Below are 15,225 nucleotides of genomic sequence, written 5' to 3'. Positions count from 1 at the left end.
AAAATGTCGCAACCTTACTCTTGAAACCCTTCAACGCATAAACCTCAAGGCTCACCTAAGATACGCCAGGAACATCCAGTTTTGCGTGCCTTGCCCAAGCCTCCAGTGATTATTGAAGCTTGAGAGATATCTGTCGCCATTTGCCGATTATTCTGCGTGAATACCGCGAATTCGGCACCTAGCCATTAGTGATGGCAGGGGATTGTCACAATCCGTGAGCAGTTGGACGTTACTGTCCTCGACAACTACGAAACATTTCTGAAATGCCGGTTATCCATATTGAAGACATTTGACCATTTGACCGTTGTGGGTCTGCGTGAGTGGGTGGCACTTCCCGACTTGGGAGTGGCAGGCCTGCGCGCCAAGATCGACACCGGTGCCAGCACCTCAAGCCTGCACGCTACCGATATCGAGCCATTTGAGCGCGACGGTGAGAAGTGGGTGCGCTTTACCGCGCACCTGGGCAGCGTTGTGCAACTGCGTCACCGCCGCTGCGAAGCGCCCCTGGTGACGATGAAAACCATCAAGAGCTCCAACGGGCATGCGCAGGTGCGCTATGTCATCAGCACCACCCTGGCACTCGGTGATCGGGTATGGCGGGTGGAGTTCACCCTGGCCTGCCGCAAAGCCATGCGTTACCGGCTGTTGCTGGGTTCCAAAGCCTTGATTGACGGCCAACTGGTGGTCAATCCCGGCATCAAGTACGTTCAAGACAAGCCGGTGTTCCCGGTCTCTACTCTTTCTGTCCCAGGTGCTGCATGAAGATTGCTGTGCTGTCGCGAAACCCGCGTCTGTATTCCACCCGCCGCCTGGTTGAGGCCGGCACCGAACGTGGCCACGAAATGGTGGTGATCGACACGTTGCGTGCCTATATGAACATTGCCAGCCACAAGCCGCAGATCCACTACCGGGGCAAACCGCTGGAGGGGTTTGATGCCGTGATCCCACGCATCGGCGCCTCGGTGACTTTCTATGGCTGCGCGGTGTTGCGCCAGTTCGAAATGATGGGGGTGTTTCCCCTCAATGAGTCGGTCGCCATTGCCCGTTCACGGGACAAGTTGCGCTCGCTGCAGTTGCTGTCGCGCCGAGGTATCGGCCTGCCGGTGACGGGCTTTGCCCACTCCCCCGACGACATCCCCGACCTGATCGACATGGTCAATGGTGCGCCGCTGGTAATCAAGGTGCTGGAAGGCACCCAGGGTATCGGCGTGGTGCTGTGTGAAACCGCGACAGCGGCCGAATCCGTGATCGAGGCGTTCATGGGCCTCAAGCAGAACATCATGGTGCAGGAATACATCAAGGAAGCCGGCGGTGCGGATATCCGCTGCTTCGTGGTGGGCGACAAGGTGATTGCAGCGATGAAGCGCCAGGCCAAGCCAGGGGAGTTCCGCTCCAACCTGCACCGTGGCGGCAGCGCCAGCCTGATCAAGATCACCCCGGAAGAACGCATGACCGCACTGCGGGCAGCCAAGGTGATGGGGTTGAGTGTGGCGGGTGTGGATATTCTGCGCTCCAATCACGGGCCGCTGGTAATGGAGGTGAATTCGTCACCGGGCCTCGAAGGCATTGAAACCACCACCGGCAAGGACGTGGCGGGGATCATCATTCAGCATCTGGAGAAGAATGGTGGGCCGAATATGACTCGGACCAAGGGCAAGGGCTGATCAACCGCCACAAACCAGTGTGGGAGCGGGCTTGCTCGCGAAAGCGGTGGATCAGTCAAATATATATCAACTGACCCCATGCATTCGCGAGCAAGCCCGCTCCCACATTCGGCCTGTGTTGTTGCTTAGACCGCGTCGCGGGGCAACATCAGCCCAAGCGGCAAACGCACCCGCGCCTCCAGGCCACCCTCTTCGCGATTGCGCAGCTCAACATTGCCACCATGCATCGAGGCAATCCGCCGCACAATCGCCAACCCCAAGCCAGTCCCCTTGCCACCCCGGGCACGGTCACCACGGGTGAACGGGTTGAAGATGCCTTCCAACTCATCCGGGTCGATGCCGGCGCCCCGGTCCATCACGCTCAGCACCACATAAGGCGCCGCACTGTCGCCGGACACATAAGCCGCCACTTCCACATCGGAACCGGCGTGGTGCAAGGCATTGCCGATCAGGTTGTTCAACAGGCGCTTCATCGATACCCGACGTAACGCAAACGGCTGGATAGGCTCCAGGCGCATACGTACCTGTTCACCATTCTGGTTGTAGGGTGCGACCACCTCACGTACCAGGTCCGTCAGGTCAACTTCTTCAACTACTTCATCACGGCCATCGCGAATAAACGCCAGGAACTGGTCAAGGATCGCGTCCATGTCTTCGATGTCGCGGACCATGTCGTCGGTAAGATCGCTGTGGTTGCCCATCAACTCCAGAGACAAGCGCAGTCGCGTCAACGGCGTGCGCAAGTCATGGGAGACCCCCGCCAGCATCAGCTCGCGCTCGCGTCCGGCCTGTTCGACATCTTCCGCCATCTGGTTGAACGCGCCGTACACCTCGGTCATCTCACTGGGCGTGTCGCTGACCGGCAAACGCACACTGCGCCCCTGGCCCAATTGACGGGCGGCAAACACCAGGCGTTTTAGAGGCTGATTGAGCTGCCGCACGAAAATCCACGCCGAGGCCGTTGAAAGCAAACCGATCGCCAGGAACCAGCCCAACACGTTCCAGATCTTCTGCCCCCGCAGCGGATGCGGGTACAGCGGCACTTTCAACCAATCTTCGCCCAGGCTTGGCGCACGCACCCACAAGGCTGGCGACACATGCATACGCAGCCGCACCTCGGTGTCTTCACCCAGTTCGGCCTGCATCTGGCGTTGATAGATTTCACTGTAGGGCCAATGCTGCTCGCCTTCTGGCACACCCGCGCCGGCGACACGCACCAAGGTCGCGGCCTTGGCGATCTTCTCGCGGTTCTCAGGGTCTGCCGCCCAATAGGCGCGCAGCGTCAGGGCGACACCGTGGCTGTATTGCCGGTCCACCAGCACGTCCTCGTTCATCAACAGATAAACCAGTGTGAGTGCCTTGGAGAACAGAACGACGATCAGCACCAGCCAAAGGGTGCGGGAGAAGAAACTTTGGGGGAACCACAGCGGGGTTTTCATAGAAGACTGCTAGATACCTTGCAGAAACGAGCGGCGCTCGCAGAATTGCAGACGCCGGACATCCCGTCGACCCTCATGGAGTCAAACGCCAGGATGCCCGCCCCTGCAAATCACCGGTCAACTGGTTTTATTGCCGTCCGGCACAAACACATAACCCACGCCCCATACCGTCTGGATGTACCGCGGCTTGGATGGGTCCGGCTCGATCATCCGGCGCAGACGGGAGATCTGCACGTCAATGGAGCGCTCCAGTGCATCCCATTCCCGACCACGGGCCAGGTTCATCAGCTTGTCGCGGGTCAGCGGCTGGCGAGCGTTCATCACCAGGGCCTTGAGCACGGCGAATTCGCCGGTGGTGAGCATGTGCACTTCATCGCCACGCTTGAGCTCACGGGTGGCCAGCGACAGTTCGTAGTCGCCAAAGGTGACACTCTCGTCTTCGCTACCTGGGGCACCTGGAACCGGCGGTGCCTGGCGACGCAGTACGGCTTTGACCCGAGCCATCAGCTCGTCAGGGTTGAACGGCTTGGCCAGGTAGTCATCAGCGCCCAGTTCGAGGCCCTTGATGCGGCTCAGCTCATCACCCTTGGCGGTGAGCATGATGATGGGAATCTGGTTGTTTGCGCCGCGCAGGCGTTTGCAGGCGGTCAGGCCGTCTTCGCCGGGCAGCATCAGGTCGAGTACGACCAGGTTGAAGACTTCACGCCCCAGCAGGCGGTCCATCTGCTCGGTGTTAGGCACCGCGCGGGCACGGTAGCCCTTTGAGTTGAAGAAACGCTCCAGCAGGCTGCTCAGCCCAGGATCGTCGTCAACGATGAGAATTTTTTCGCCTTCAGCAGTTTGTGCAGTGCTGCTCATTGGATGCTCCTCTTATCTCGGCGCGCATTATGGCCTAGCTGCCGTTATACGCACCGTGTGCATTGTTAGCAGATTTTTCCTCAATTGCCAGCGAACCCACGCCCTACAACCGTTGGCGCAATCCCCCCCAAGGGCAGAACGCTGGTTATAATGCGGCGCCGTCGTGCAGGGCAACGTCCGATCGTTACCGTTTGATGCCGAGGCTTTTTTTACCCGCTTGTGTGATTTTTTCGATTTCGAGGGTCAATAGGCTGCCTCTTGACCCAGGCAGCGGCGCCAGTCGGGCCGCTCAACCAGCCTCCCAGGGCCTTGTTTTCCGGGCCTGCGAGCTGCTTTTCAGAATTTCAGGTGGTTTTATGGACAGCATCAACAGCCGCATCGCCGAGGAACTCGGTGTACGCCCACAACAGGTCGAAGCGGCCGTCGCGCTACTGGATGAGGGCTCCACGGTGCCCTTCATCGCCCGTTACCGTAAAGAAGTGACCGGCAGCCTCGACGACACCCAACTGCGTCACCTGGAAGAGCGCCTGCGCTACCTGCGAGAACTCGACGAACGGCGCATCAGTATCCTCGCCAGCATCGAGGAACAGGGCAAGCTGACCCCGCAACTCGAGCGTGACATCAAGCTCGCCGACACCAAGACCCGCCTCGAAGACCTCTACCTGCCGTACAAGCAGAAGCGTCGCACCAAGGGCCAGATCGCCCTGGAAGCCGGCCTGGGCGAGCTGGCTGACGGTCTGTTCAACGACCCGTCGCTGACCCCGGACACTGAAGCCGCGCGCTTCATCGATGCAGAAAAAGGCGTCGCCGACGTCAAGGCCGCCCTCGAAGGCGCCAAGTACATCCTCATGGAGCGCTTCGCCGAAGACGCCAGCCTGCTGGAAAAACTGCGCACTTACTTGAAACAGGAAGCCATTCTCAGTGCCCGCGTCATCGCTGGCAAAGAGGAGGAAGGCGCCAAGTTCCGCGACTACTTCGAACATGACGAGCCGCTGAAAAGCATGCCGTCCCACCGTGCGCTCGCCATTTTCCGTGGCCGCAACGAAGGCATTCTCAGCTCCGCGCTGAAGGTCGGCGACGAGCTGCCGGGCACCATGCACCCGTGCGAAGGCATGATCGGTCAACAATTCGGCATCCAGAATCAGAACCGTCCTGCGGACAAGTGGCTCGGTGAAGTCGTGCGCTGGACCTGGAAGGTCAAGCTCTACACCCACCTGGAAACCGACCTGCTCGGCGAGTTGCGCGACGGCGCCGAGACCGAGGCGATCAACGTGTTCGCCCACAACCTGCATGACCTGCTGCTGGCCGCCCCGGCCGGCCCGCGCGCCACGCTGGGCCTCGACCCGGGCCTGCGCACCGGCTGCAAGGTCGCGGTGGTCGACTCCACCGGTAAGCTGCTGGACCACGCCACGGTGTACCCGCATGTGCCGCACAACAAGTGGGACCAGACCCTCGCCATCCTGGCCGCCCTCTGCGCCAAGCACGCGGTGGACCTGATCGCCATCGGCAACGGCACCGCCAGCCGTGAAACCGACAAGCTGGCCGCCGAACTGATCAAAAAATACCCAGCCATGAAGATGACCAAGGTCATGGTTTCCGAAGCCGGCGCCTCGGTGTACTCGGCGTCGGAACTGGCGTCCAAGGAATTCCCGGACCTCGACGTGTCGATCCGTGGCGCGGTGTCCATCGCCCGTCGCCTGCAGGATCCACTGGCCGAACTGGTGAAGATCGACCCTAAATCCATCGGCGTCGGCCAGTACCAGCACGATGTGTCGCAGCTGAAACTGGCACGCGGCCTGGACGCGGTGGTGGAAGATTGCGTAAACGCCGTGGGCGTGGACGTGAACACCGCCTCTGTTGCCCTGCTGGCGCGCATTTCCGGCCTCAACGCCACCCTGGCGCAAAATATCGTGACCCACCGTGACGAAAACGGCGCGTTCAAGACCCGTGCAGCGCTGAAAAAGGTCGCACGCCTGGGCGAGAAAACCTTCGAACAAGCCGCCGGCTTCCTACGCGTAATGAACGGCGACAACCCGCTGGATTCTTCCGCCGTCCACCCGGAAGCCTACCCGCTGGTGCAGCGCATCGCCGCCGAGACCGACCGCGATATCCGCTCGCTGATCGGCGATGCTGCGTTCCTCAAACGCCTGGATCCGAAGAAGTACACCGACGAAACCTTCGGTGTGCCGACCATCACCGACATCCTGCAAGAGCTGGAAAAACCTGGCCGCGACCCACGTCCCGAGTTCAAGACCGCCGAGTTCCAGGACGGCGTCGAAGACCTCAAGGATCTGGAGCTGGGCATGATCCTCGAAGGCGTGGTCACCAACGTGACCAACTTCGGCGCCTTTGTGGACATCGGCGTGCATCAGGACGGTTTGGTGCATATCTCTGCACTTTCGGAGAAATTCATCAAAGACCCGCGTGAAGCGGTGAAAGCCGGTGACGTGGTCAAGGTCAAGGTGATGGAAGTCGACATCCCGCGCAAACGCGTTGGCCTGTCGATGCGCATGAGCGACACCCCCGGCGAGAAAATCGACGGTGCCCGTGGCGCGCGCCCGGGTTCCGCTCCACGCCAGTCGCAGAACAATGCACCGCGTAAGGAAACCGCCACCGCAGCGCCAAGCAACAATGCCATGGCCTCGCTGTTCGCCAACGCCAAACAGTTGAAGAAACGCTGATGGAAATCCCGGCCGGTTTGACCCAGAGCGCGTTCAGCGAACTGATCGGCTGCCGCCTGCAACGCCTTGAGGAAGGCGTTGCCGAGGTGGCCCTGACCCTGGAGCCGCAACTGCGCAACCGCGCGGGCAAGCTCCATGGCGGGGCGATTTTCAGCCTGGTGGACATTACGATGGGGCTGGCCTGTTCCAGCTCTCATGGTTTCGACCAGCAGAGCGCGACCATCGAGTGCAAGATCAACTACATTCGCGCCGTGTCGGACGGTGACGTGCTGTGCACCAGCCGGGTGATTCATGCCGGTCGCCGCACGTTGGTGGTCGAGGCAGACGTGTATCAAGACGAAAGACTTGTCGCAAAAGCGCAGGGCACCTTCGCTGTCCTATAGCTCCCCACCCCCGATTTGAGTTAATTTCGGCGCTGCAATCACGGCGTCGGAATTTTCTCGCTGCGCTGTAGCCAAATTCATGGAGTGAAGTCGGCATATTCAGAGCGGGTTAAATCGACTCTAAACCAGGCGATCACGCCAGTTTTAACTTCACCCTTGTAGACCGTCCTGCCCACCCCCATATTGGGGCGACTGACGCGTGAAGGAATCCAACTTGAGCGAACTTCTCAACCGCCGCCTGGCCCTGCTCGGCAAGCGCGAACACCTCTCCCTGCTAGAGCAGTGCTTGCACGGCATCGAGCGCGAATGCCTGCGTGTCACCGGTGAGGGTCGACTGGCACAAACGCCGCACCCTGAAGCCCTGGGCGCCGCGTTGACCCACGAACAGATCACCACCGACTACTCGGAATCGCTGCTGGAGTTCATCACTCCCGCCCTGCCCAACCCGGCCGATACCCTGAGCAGCCTGGACAAGATCCATCGCTTTGCCTACACCAAGCTGGGCAGTGAATACCTGTGGAGCCCCTCGATGCCGTGCCCGTTGCCGGCCGAGGAAGACATTCCGATTGCCTACTACGGCACGTCCAATATCGGACAGCTCAAGTACGTGTATCGCAAGGGCCTGGCCCTGCGTTATGGCAAGACCATGCAGTGCATCGCTGGCATCCACTACAACTTCTCGTTGCCGGAAGCGCTGTGGCCGTTGCTTAAAGAGACGGAGGGATTTGTCGGCACTGACCGCGACTACCAGTCCACCGCCTATATCGCTCTGATCCGTAACTTCCGCCGTTACAGCTGGCTGCTGATGTACCTGTTCGGTGCATCCCCGGCCCTGGACGCCGGTTTCCTGCGCGGTCGTTCGCACCAGTTGGAAGTGCTCGACGCCGACACGCTGTACCTGCCTTACGCCACCAGCCTGCGCATGAGCGACCTGGGTTATCAGAGCAACGCCCAGGCTGGCCTCACGCCTTGCTACAACGATTTGAGCAGCTACACCGACAGCCTGCGCGAAGCGGTGGCAACGCCCTACGCGCCGTACGTGGAAATCGGCACGCATCAGGACGGTGAGTGGGTGCAGCTCAACACCAACATCCTGCAGATCGAAAACGAGTACTACTCCAACATCCGCCCCAAGCGTGTGACCTACACCGGCGAACGGCCGATCCAGGCGCTGATGGCCCGTGGCATCCAGTACATCGAAGTGCGCTGCCTGGACATCAACCCGTTCCTGCCGATGGGCATCGACCTGCCGGAGTCGCGTTTCCTCGACGCCTTCCTGCTGTACTGCGCGTTGAACGACAGCCCGCTGTTCGCCGACAACGAGTGCGGCAACGCCACCTCCAACTTCCTCAGCGTGGTCAAGGAAGGTCGTCGTCCCGGCCTGCAATTGCAGCGTCAGGGCCAGCCTGTGGACATGAAGGAATGGGCTGCCGAACTGCTGGAGCAGATTGCGCCACTGGCCGCCATGCTGGATGAGAGCCACGGCATCACCGAGCATAGCCAGGCGCTGGATGCTCAGTTGGCGAAGGTCAAGGATTCGTCCCTGACCCCGTCAGCCCAGGTGTTGGCGGCGATGGCCGAGCGTAAGGAAAGTTTTGCGCAGTTCTCCCTGCACCAGAGCCAGTTGCACGCCGAGCATTTCCGTAAGGAGCCGTTGCCGGCGCAAGAGCAGGCACACTTTGAAGAGCTGGCGCGTAAGTCGCTGGCACAGCAGGCAGAGCTGGAGCAGAACGAAGTAGGTGATTTTGACGTGTTTGTTGGCTCGTATCAGGCCAGCATCCTCGCCATCAGCAACTAGCACAATCAACTGTAGGAGCGAGCTTGCTCGCGAAAAACGTTAACGAAAACGCAGCGCTATCAGGCAACCCGCGCCGCCCCTGCGATTTTCGCGAGCAAGCTCGCTCCTACAGTTTTAAGCTAATTCGAAAATGTTATTTATTTTCGGATTCTTAGATCATTTAGTCTCCTCACACGCCGACCCTCGGCCGCCTGATTGAGGAGCTTCCCCTTGAAACTGCTTACCCCTCTGCGCCTCTTGGCCGCATTGTCCCTGGCCGGTGCCAGCCTGTTTGCCCAGGCGGCGGATGTGACCATCGCTTACCAGACCACCGTGGACCCGGCCAAAGTCGCCCAGGCCGACGGCGCCTATGAAAAAGCCACCAACGCCAAGATCAACTGGCGCAAATTCGACAATGGCGCCGACATCATCGCCGCCATCGCGTCCGGCGATGTGCAGATCGGCTACCTCGGTTCGAGCCCGCTGACCGCTGCGATCACCCGCAAAGTGCCAGTGGAAACCTTCCTTGTCGCCACCCAGATCGGCGGCGCCGAAGCCCTGGTGGCGCGCAACGGCGCGGGGATTAACGGCCCGCAGGACCTGATCGGCAAAAAAATCGCCGTGCCCTTCGTGTCCACCGGCCATTACAGCCTGTTGGCCGCGTTGAAACACTGGAACATCGACCCGTCCAAAGTGACCATCCTCAACCTCGCCCCCCCGGCGATCATTGCCGCCTGGAAGCGCGGTGATATCGACGCCACTTACGTATGGGACCCCGCCCTGGGCGTGGCCAAGGAAAACGGCAAGGTACTGATCACCTCCGGCGAACTGGCCAAGTTCGGCGCGCCAACCTTCGATGCCTGGATCGTGCGTAAGGATTTTGCCGAGAAGCATCCGGAAATCGTCACGGCATTTGCCAAAGTCACTCTGGATGCCTACGCCGCCTACCGTAAAGACCCACAAGCATGGCTCGCAGACAAAGGCAACGTCGACAAGCTGGTGAAGCTCTCCGGCGCCAAGGCCAGCGACATCCCACTGCTGCTGCAAGGCAACGTCTACCCGCTGGCCGCTGACCAAGTGACCCTGCTGGGCGCGCCAACCACCAAGGCCGTGACCGATACCGCCGCGTTCCTCAAGGAGCAAGGCAAGGTCGACGCCGTGCTGCCGGACTACGCCCCTTACGTCAGCGCCAAGTTCATTACCAACTGATCAGGAGTTCATTGCGATGGCCTTGCTACAACTGGAGCGCATCAGCGCACAGTACCCAGGCGCCACAGAACCGGTACTGTCAGACATTTCAATCGACCTGGGGCCCCAGCAATTGCTGGTGGCCCTCGGCCCGTCCGGCAGTGGCAAGACTTCGCTGTTGAACCTGATTGCCGGCTTTGTCGAACCCTCCGCCGGGCGCATTACGCTTGATGGCGTGCCGGTCAAAGGCCCGAGCGCCGAGCGCGGCGTGGTGTTCCAGGACGACGCCCTGCTGCCCTGGCAGGACGTGCTGGCCAACGTCGGTTTCGGTCTCGAACTGGCCGGCGTTCCCAGGGCGCAACGTGAAGTGCGTGCCCGGGAAATGCTGGCACTGGTCGACCTGGCCGGTTTCGACAGCCGCCGTATCTGGCAACTTTCCGGTGGGCAGAAGCAACGCGTCGGCCTGGCCCGTGCGCTGGCGGCCGACCCTCGCGTGTTGCTGATGGACGAACCCTTCGGCGCCCTCGATGCCTTCACCCGCGAACAGATGCAGGAGCTGCTGCTGCAAGTCTGGCGGCGCACGGCCAAGCCGGTGTTCCTGATTACCCACGACATCGAAGAAGCGGTCTTCCTGGCCACTGACCTGATCCTGCTGGCGCCCAACCCTGGCCAGATCGTCGAACGCCTGAGCCTGGACTTCGGCCAACGCTACGCCGCCGGTGAGTCGGCGCGGGCAATCAAGTCCGACCCGCGCTTTATCGAAACCCGCGAACACGTGCTGGGCAAAGTGTTCTCCCAACGGCAGGTGTCCGCATGAGCAGCTACGAACTTCCCGTCACGGCCACCAAGCCGGTGGCGCACGCAGTTGCCCCGGTGCGACGCAGCGTGAGCACCCGCTGGATCAGCCTGCTGACCCTGGTCGCCTTGTTGGTCATTTGGTGGGCCGTGACCGCCACCGGTTTGATTGAACCGCTGTTTCTGCCACCGCCATCCGCCGTGCTGCAAAAAGGCTGGCTGCTGGCGACCACGGGCTACATGGATTCCACCTTGTGGCAACACCTGGGCGCGAGCCTCAGCCGTATCGGCCTGGGCTTGGGTTTTGCCGTGCTGACTGCCGTGCCGGTGGGGATCGCCATCGGCGCCAACCGTATCGCCCGTGGCATTCTCGACCCGCTGATCGAGTTCTATCGCCCGATACCGCCGCTGGCTTACCTGCCGTTGATTGTGATCTGGTGCGGCATTGGCGAGTTGTCCAAAGTGCTGCTGATTTACCTGGCGATCTTCGCGCCGATTGCCATCGCCACCGCGACCGGCGTGCGCACGGTCGACCCGGCCAAGCTGCGCGCGGCGCAGTCGTTGGGCGCTACCCGCGCACAGCTGATTCGCCATGTGATCCTGCCGAGCGCCCTGCCCGACATCCTCACCGGCGTGCGCATCGGCCTGGGCGTGGGCTGGTCGACATTGGTCGCCGCCGAGCTGATCGCGGCCACCAGCGGCCTGGGGTTCATGGTGCAGTCGGCGGCGCAGTTCCTGGTCACTGACGTGGTGGTGCTGGGCATCCTCGTCATCGCCCTGATCGCCTTCGCCATGGAAATGGGCCTGCGTGCCCTGCAGCGTAAATTGGTGCCCTGGCATGGCCAGGCACATTGAGTGAGAACCGCATGAGCAGCCTGACCGTTACCCCCCTCAGCACCGCATTGGGTGCCCTGATCAGTGGCGTCGATATCACCCAGCCGTTGAACATTGAAGAGCGCGATGCCATTGAACAGGCGTTGCTCACCCACTCGGTGCTGTTCTTCCGTGATCAACCGATCAATCCGCAACAGCAAGCACGGTTCGCGGCGAATTTTGGTGACCTGCATATTCACCCGATCTACCCCAACGTGCCGGAACAGCCCGAAGTGCTGATCCTCGACACCGCCGTTACCGACGTGCGCGACAACGCCGTATGGCACACCGACGTGACCTTTCTGCCGACGCCGGCGTTGGGCGCGGTACTCAGCGCCAAGCTGCTGCCGGCGTTTGGCGGCGACACGCTGTGGGCCAGCGGGATTGCGGCGTATGAGGCGTTGTCCGAGCCGTTGAAGCGCCTGCTCGACGGGCTGACCGCGACCCACGACTTCACCAAATCCTTCCCGCTGGAGCGCTTTGGCAACACCGCCGAAGACCTGGCGCGCTGGGAAGAAACCCGCAAGAAGAACCCGCCGTTGTCGCATCCGGTGGTGCGCACGCACCCGGTGAGTGGGCGTAAGTCGCTGTTTGTCAGTGATGGGTTTACCACCAGGATCAACGAACTGGAGCCGGCGGAGAGTGAGGCGATTCTGAAGCTGTTGTTCGCCCATGCGACACGCCCGGAGTTCACCATCCGCTGGCGCTGGCAAGAGAATGACGTGGCGTTCTGGGATAACCGCGTGACGCAGCACTACGCGGTGGATGATTACCGGCCGCAGCGGCGGGTGATGCACCGGGCGACGATTTTGGGCGACGTCCCCTTCTAACCTCACCAACTACTGTAGGAGCCGGCTTGCCGGCGATGAGGCCATTAGCCTTGCGCTGATGTTGAGGCCGCCATCGCCGGCAAGCCGGCTCCTACAGGTTGGATCGGTCAGGTTATTCAGCGGTGGATGGCTTTTCCCACAGGTTAATCCCACCTTCCTGCGCAAATCGATCAATCTCCGCCAGTTCTTCCGCACTGAAGCTCAAGTTCTTCAACGCACCAACGTTCTCGATAATCTGCTCCGGCCGGCTCGCACCGATCAGCGCGCTGGTCACCCGTGGATCTCGCAATGTCCAGGCCAATGCCAGTTGCGCCAGGCTCTGGCCACGGCGCTGGGCGATTTCATTCAGCGCGCGCACGTGGGCGATGTTGGCTTCGGACAGGTGCTTGGCCTGCAATGAACCGCCACCCGGACGATTCACTCGTGCGTCCGCCGGTACGCCGTTGAGGTATTTGTCGGTCAGCAGACCCTGGGCCAGCGGTGTGAACGCGATCACCCCGGCGCCGAGTTCTTCGGTGGTGTCCAGCAGGTCTTTTTCCACCCACCGGTTGAGCAGGTTGTAGGCCGGTTGGTGAATCAGCAGCGGTACTTTCCACTCTTTGAGCAGCGCGGCGATTTCGCGGGTTTTCACGCCCGAGTAGGACGAGATCCCGATGTACAACGCCTTGCCTTGCTGCACGGCAGTCGCGAGGGCGCTGGCGGTTTCTTCCAGGGGAGTGTCGGCGTCAAAACGGTGGGAGTAGAAGATATCCACGTAGTCGACGCCCAGGCGTTGCAGGCTCTGGTCCAGGCTGGCCAGCACGTACTTGCGTGAGCCGCCGCCCTGGCCGTAAGGGCCGGGCCACATGTCCCAGCCGGCTTTGCTGGAGATGATCAGTTCATCGCGGTAGTGCTTGAAGTCTTCGCGCAGTAAACGGCCGAAGTTGATCTCGGCGCTGCCGTAGGGCGGGCCGTAGTTGTTGGCCAGGTCGAAGTGGTTGATGCCCAGGTCGAACGCGGTGCGCAGCAGGGCGCGCTGGGTGTCGATCGGGGTGCTGTCGCCAAAGTTGTGCCACAGGCCCAGGGACAGTGCCGGCAGCACCAATCCACTGCGGCCTACGCGGCGGTACGGAATAGATTCATAGCGGTTTTCGGCAGCAATGTAAGTCATCGAATCCTCTCTTGGACGTCGGCAAATAAGGCCTGGGAATAAGCTTATTCCCAGGCCTTTTAACCAGCTGAATCGCTTAAGTCTGCCGTTCCGTTCTACAGCAATTGCCTACCAGAGTGGAACGACATAACTCACATAGAAGCGGTTTTCATCTTGCACGGTGGCACCGCTGATGTCGGGGCTGGCGTGGGCGTTTTTCCAGGTCACACCCAGGCCTTTGAGGGTGCCGGTGGGCACTTGATACGCCACGGCGACGTTACGTTCCCATTCGCTGGTGGTGCCTTGCGCCGTGCGGATGTCATCACCGTGGGCATAGGCAGCGGAGAACGTCAGGCCCGTGAGGCCAAGCTTACCGAAGTCATACTTGTACTGCGCAAGCCAAGTGCGCTCACCGGCGTGTTGAAATTTATTCAACTGCATGTTGGTCAGCGCCGGGGTGTCGGCGCCTGAGCCTGGGCCCTGGCGGTTGTCGCCGCTGTTCAGGCCGGAATCCAGGTACGGGAAGTCGCTGTCGCCGCTGTTTTTCTGGATACCCAGGCCGACGGTATGGCCGTCGAGGCTGTAGCTCTCAAGCAAGCTGGCGGTGGTCTGGTTGATGCGGCCTTTGTTCACGCCGTCGCCGTACAGACCACTCGCGGCGTAGTCCTTGTCACCGTCGGCGTTACCGCCCACCCCCAGGCTGCGGAACACACGCACGTCGGTGTCGATGGCACCCACGGATAACGCGTCATGACGTTTGGCGCCGAGGAAGAACTGCTGGTAGTAATCCTCAAGGTTGGAATACCACAGGCTGACCGTGGTGTTCTGGATGCCGGTGTAATCCGCACCGCCGAACAGGAAGCGATCGCTCTCTTTGGTGCCGCCGGCGGTGATCATGCCCTGGTCGCCGGTTTCGTTGCGGATCTTGGTCTTGAAGATATCGCCGCCGGTGAAGGTGAAGTCGCTGAGGTCCTTGGACACCAGTTGCACACCGGTATTGGTCTGTTGGTACAGGCGCCCGTCGGTGTTGGCGAGTATCGGGTTGTTGCCGTAGAGCGTGCCGACACGCAGTTCATCCTTGGCGAAACGCATCTTGAACGTCGGGCTCAACACACCGAACTGGTCGGCGGATTTGCCGTTATCCAGCGGGAACATGCTGCCGGGGTAGCGGCCCTGGTGATCCTTGTCATTGAGGTCGCCGCCGGAGTCCAGCTTCAACCCGTAGAACGCCTGCAAGTCCAGGCCAAAACCCACTGGACCTTCGGTGTAGCCGGACTTGAAGTTGAACTCGAACCCCTGGCCCCAATCACGAATGCTGTGGGCCTTGGCGTTGCTGTTCACCACATCACGCCCCTGCTGGTTGAGGTAGCGGTTGAGCAGGGTCACATCGGCGTGGCTGTCATCGATAAAATCGGCGTGGGCGGACAGCATAAAGCTCGCCATGGCGGCACCCACCATAGGGCTTATCAACGTCTTCATTGTTACCGGTCTCCGTCACTGTTCTGAAATGAAAGCGTCAAACGCTTCACACAATTACGCAGTGGCCAGATGACAGTTCCGCGTCAAAACCCGATGCAGACGGATGAAATTAAATTCATGAAACCCTTT

The 15,225-nt window shown here is 60.9% G+C and carries 13 protein-coding genes; 9 read left to right on the top strand and 4 right to left on the bottom strand.

Going from position 1 to position 15,225, the window contains the following annotated elements; genetic code table 11:
* The first annotated feature begins 312 nt into the window (after positions 1 to 312).
* Together CI807_RS07825 and rimK are read left to right on the top strand one after the other, a co-directional pair.
* Entirely contained in the window at positions 313 to 762 is a 450-nt protein-coding gene (locus CI807_RS07825; RefSeq protein WP_170949822.1) for an ATP-dependent zinc protease, read from the top strand.
* Positions 759 to 1,664 (top strand): 30S ribosomal protein S6--L-glutamate ligase, encoded by a 906-nt coding sequence (rimK, locus tag CI807_RS07820; RefSeq protein ID WP_010214091.1) that lies wholly within the window; start codon positions 759 to 761, stop codon positions 1,662 to 1,664. The genes CI807_RS07825 and rimK overlap by 4 nt, the downstream gene beginning before the upstream one ends.
* 125 nt (positions 1,665 to 1,789) lie before the next feature.
* Here the strand turns inward: rimK and CI807_RS07815 are convergent, their stop codons facing one another.
* Positions 1,790 to 3,103, bottom strand: a complete 1,314-nt coding sequence (locus CI807_RS07815) for an ATP-binding protein (RefSeq protein WP_016979042.1) — start codon at positions 3,101 to 3,103, stop codon at positions 1,790 to 1,792.
* Positions 3,104 to 3,220: 117 nt separating this feature from the next.
* A complete protein-coding gene (gene ompR / locus CI807_RS07810; RefSeq protein WP_016979041.1) occupies positions 3,221 to 3,961 on the bottom strand; it encodes a two-component system response regulator OmpR in 741 nt (246 codons plus the stop codon).
* Between the two features lie 356 nt (positions 3,962 to 4,317).
* On the opposite strand from ompR, the gene CI807_RS07805 reads away from it, so the two are divergent.
* The 7 genes from CI807_RS07805 to tauD all read left to right on the top strand — a co-directional run bounded on the left by CI807_RS07805 (position 4,318) and on the right by tauD (position 12,488).
* Positions 4,318 to 6,642, top strand: coding sequence for a Tex family protein (locus CI807_RS07805; RefSeq protein WP_095014274.1), 2,325 nt, complete (start codon positions 4,318 to 4,320; stop codon positions 6,640 to 6,642).
* Positions 6,642 to 7,025, top strand: a complete 384-nt coding sequence (locus CI807_RS07800) for a PaaI family thioesterase (RefSeq protein WP_016979039.1) — start codon at positions 6,642 to 6,644, stop codon at positions 7,023 to 7,025. The genes CI807_RS07805 and CI807_RS07800 overlap by 1 nt, the downstream gene beginning before the upstream one ends.
* 214 nt (positions 7,026 to 7,239) lie before the next feature.
* Positions 7,240 to 8,823, top strand: a complete 1,584-nt coding sequence (gshA, locus tag CI807_RS07795; RefSeq protein ID WP_095014273.1) for a glutamate--cysteine ligase — start codon at positions 7,240 to 7,242, stop codon at positions 8,821 to 8,823.
* Between the two features lie 210 nt (positions 8,824 to 9,033).
* On the top strand, positions 9,034 to 10,011 hold the full coding sequence (tauA, locus tag CI807_RS07790) for a taurine ABC transporter substrate-binding protein (RefSeq protein ID WP_095014272.1): 978 nt from the start codon (positions 9,034 to 9,036) through the stop codon (positions 10,009 to 10,011).
* 16 nt (positions 10,012 to 10,027) lie between these two features.
* Positions 10,028 to 10,807 carry a taurine ABC transporter ATP-binding subunit gene (gene tauB / locus CI807_RS07785; protein WP_095014271.1) on the top strand — a complete coding sequence of 260 codons (780 nt, stop codon included), beginning with the start codon at positions 10,028 to 10,030 and terminating at the stop codon, positions 10,805 to 10,807.
* A complete protein-coding gene (tauC, locus tag CI807_RS07780) occupies positions 10,804 to 11,640 on the top strand; it encodes a taurine ABC transporter permease TauC (protein ID WP_095014270.1) in 837 nt (278 codons plus the stop codon). The genes tauB and tauC overlap by 4 nt, the downstream gene beginning before the upstream one ends.
* Before the next feature lie 11 nt (positions 11,641 to 11,651).
* Positions 11,652 to 12,488 (top strand): taurine dioxygenase, encoded by an 837-nt coding sequence (gene tauD / locus CI807_RS07775; protein WP_095014269.1) that lies wholly within the window; start codon positions 11,652 to 11,654, stop codon positions 12,486 to 12,488.
* A 112-nt stretch (positions 12,489 to 12,600) separates the two neighbouring features.
* On the opposite strand, the gene mgrA is transcribed toward tauD, so the two are convergent.
* On the bottom strand, positions 12,601 to 13,638 hold the full coding sequence (mgrA, locus tag CI807_RS07770; RefSeq protein WP_010214105.1) for an L-glyceraldehyde 3-phosphate reductase: 1,038 nt from the start codon (positions 13,636 to 13,638) through the stop codon (positions 12,601 to 12,603).
* Positions 13,639 to 13,746: 108 nt separating this feature from the next.
* Complete coding sequence (locus CI807_RS07765) at positions 13,747 to 15,075, bottom strand: OprD family outer membrane porin (RefSeq protein WP_095014268.1); 1,329 nt, start codon at positions 15,073 to 15,075, stop codon at positions 13,747 to 13,749.
* Between the last annotated feature and the right edge of the window lie 150 nt (positions 15,076 to 15,225).

Source organism: Pseudomonas sp. NS1(2017), assembly GCF_002269425.1.
Classification (GTDB): Bacteria; Pseudomonadota; Gammaproteobacteria; order Pseudomonadales; family Pseudomonadaceae; genus Aquipseudomonas; species Aquipseudomonas reactans.
This window is presented reverse-complemented; position numbering and strand designations above follow the sequence as displayed.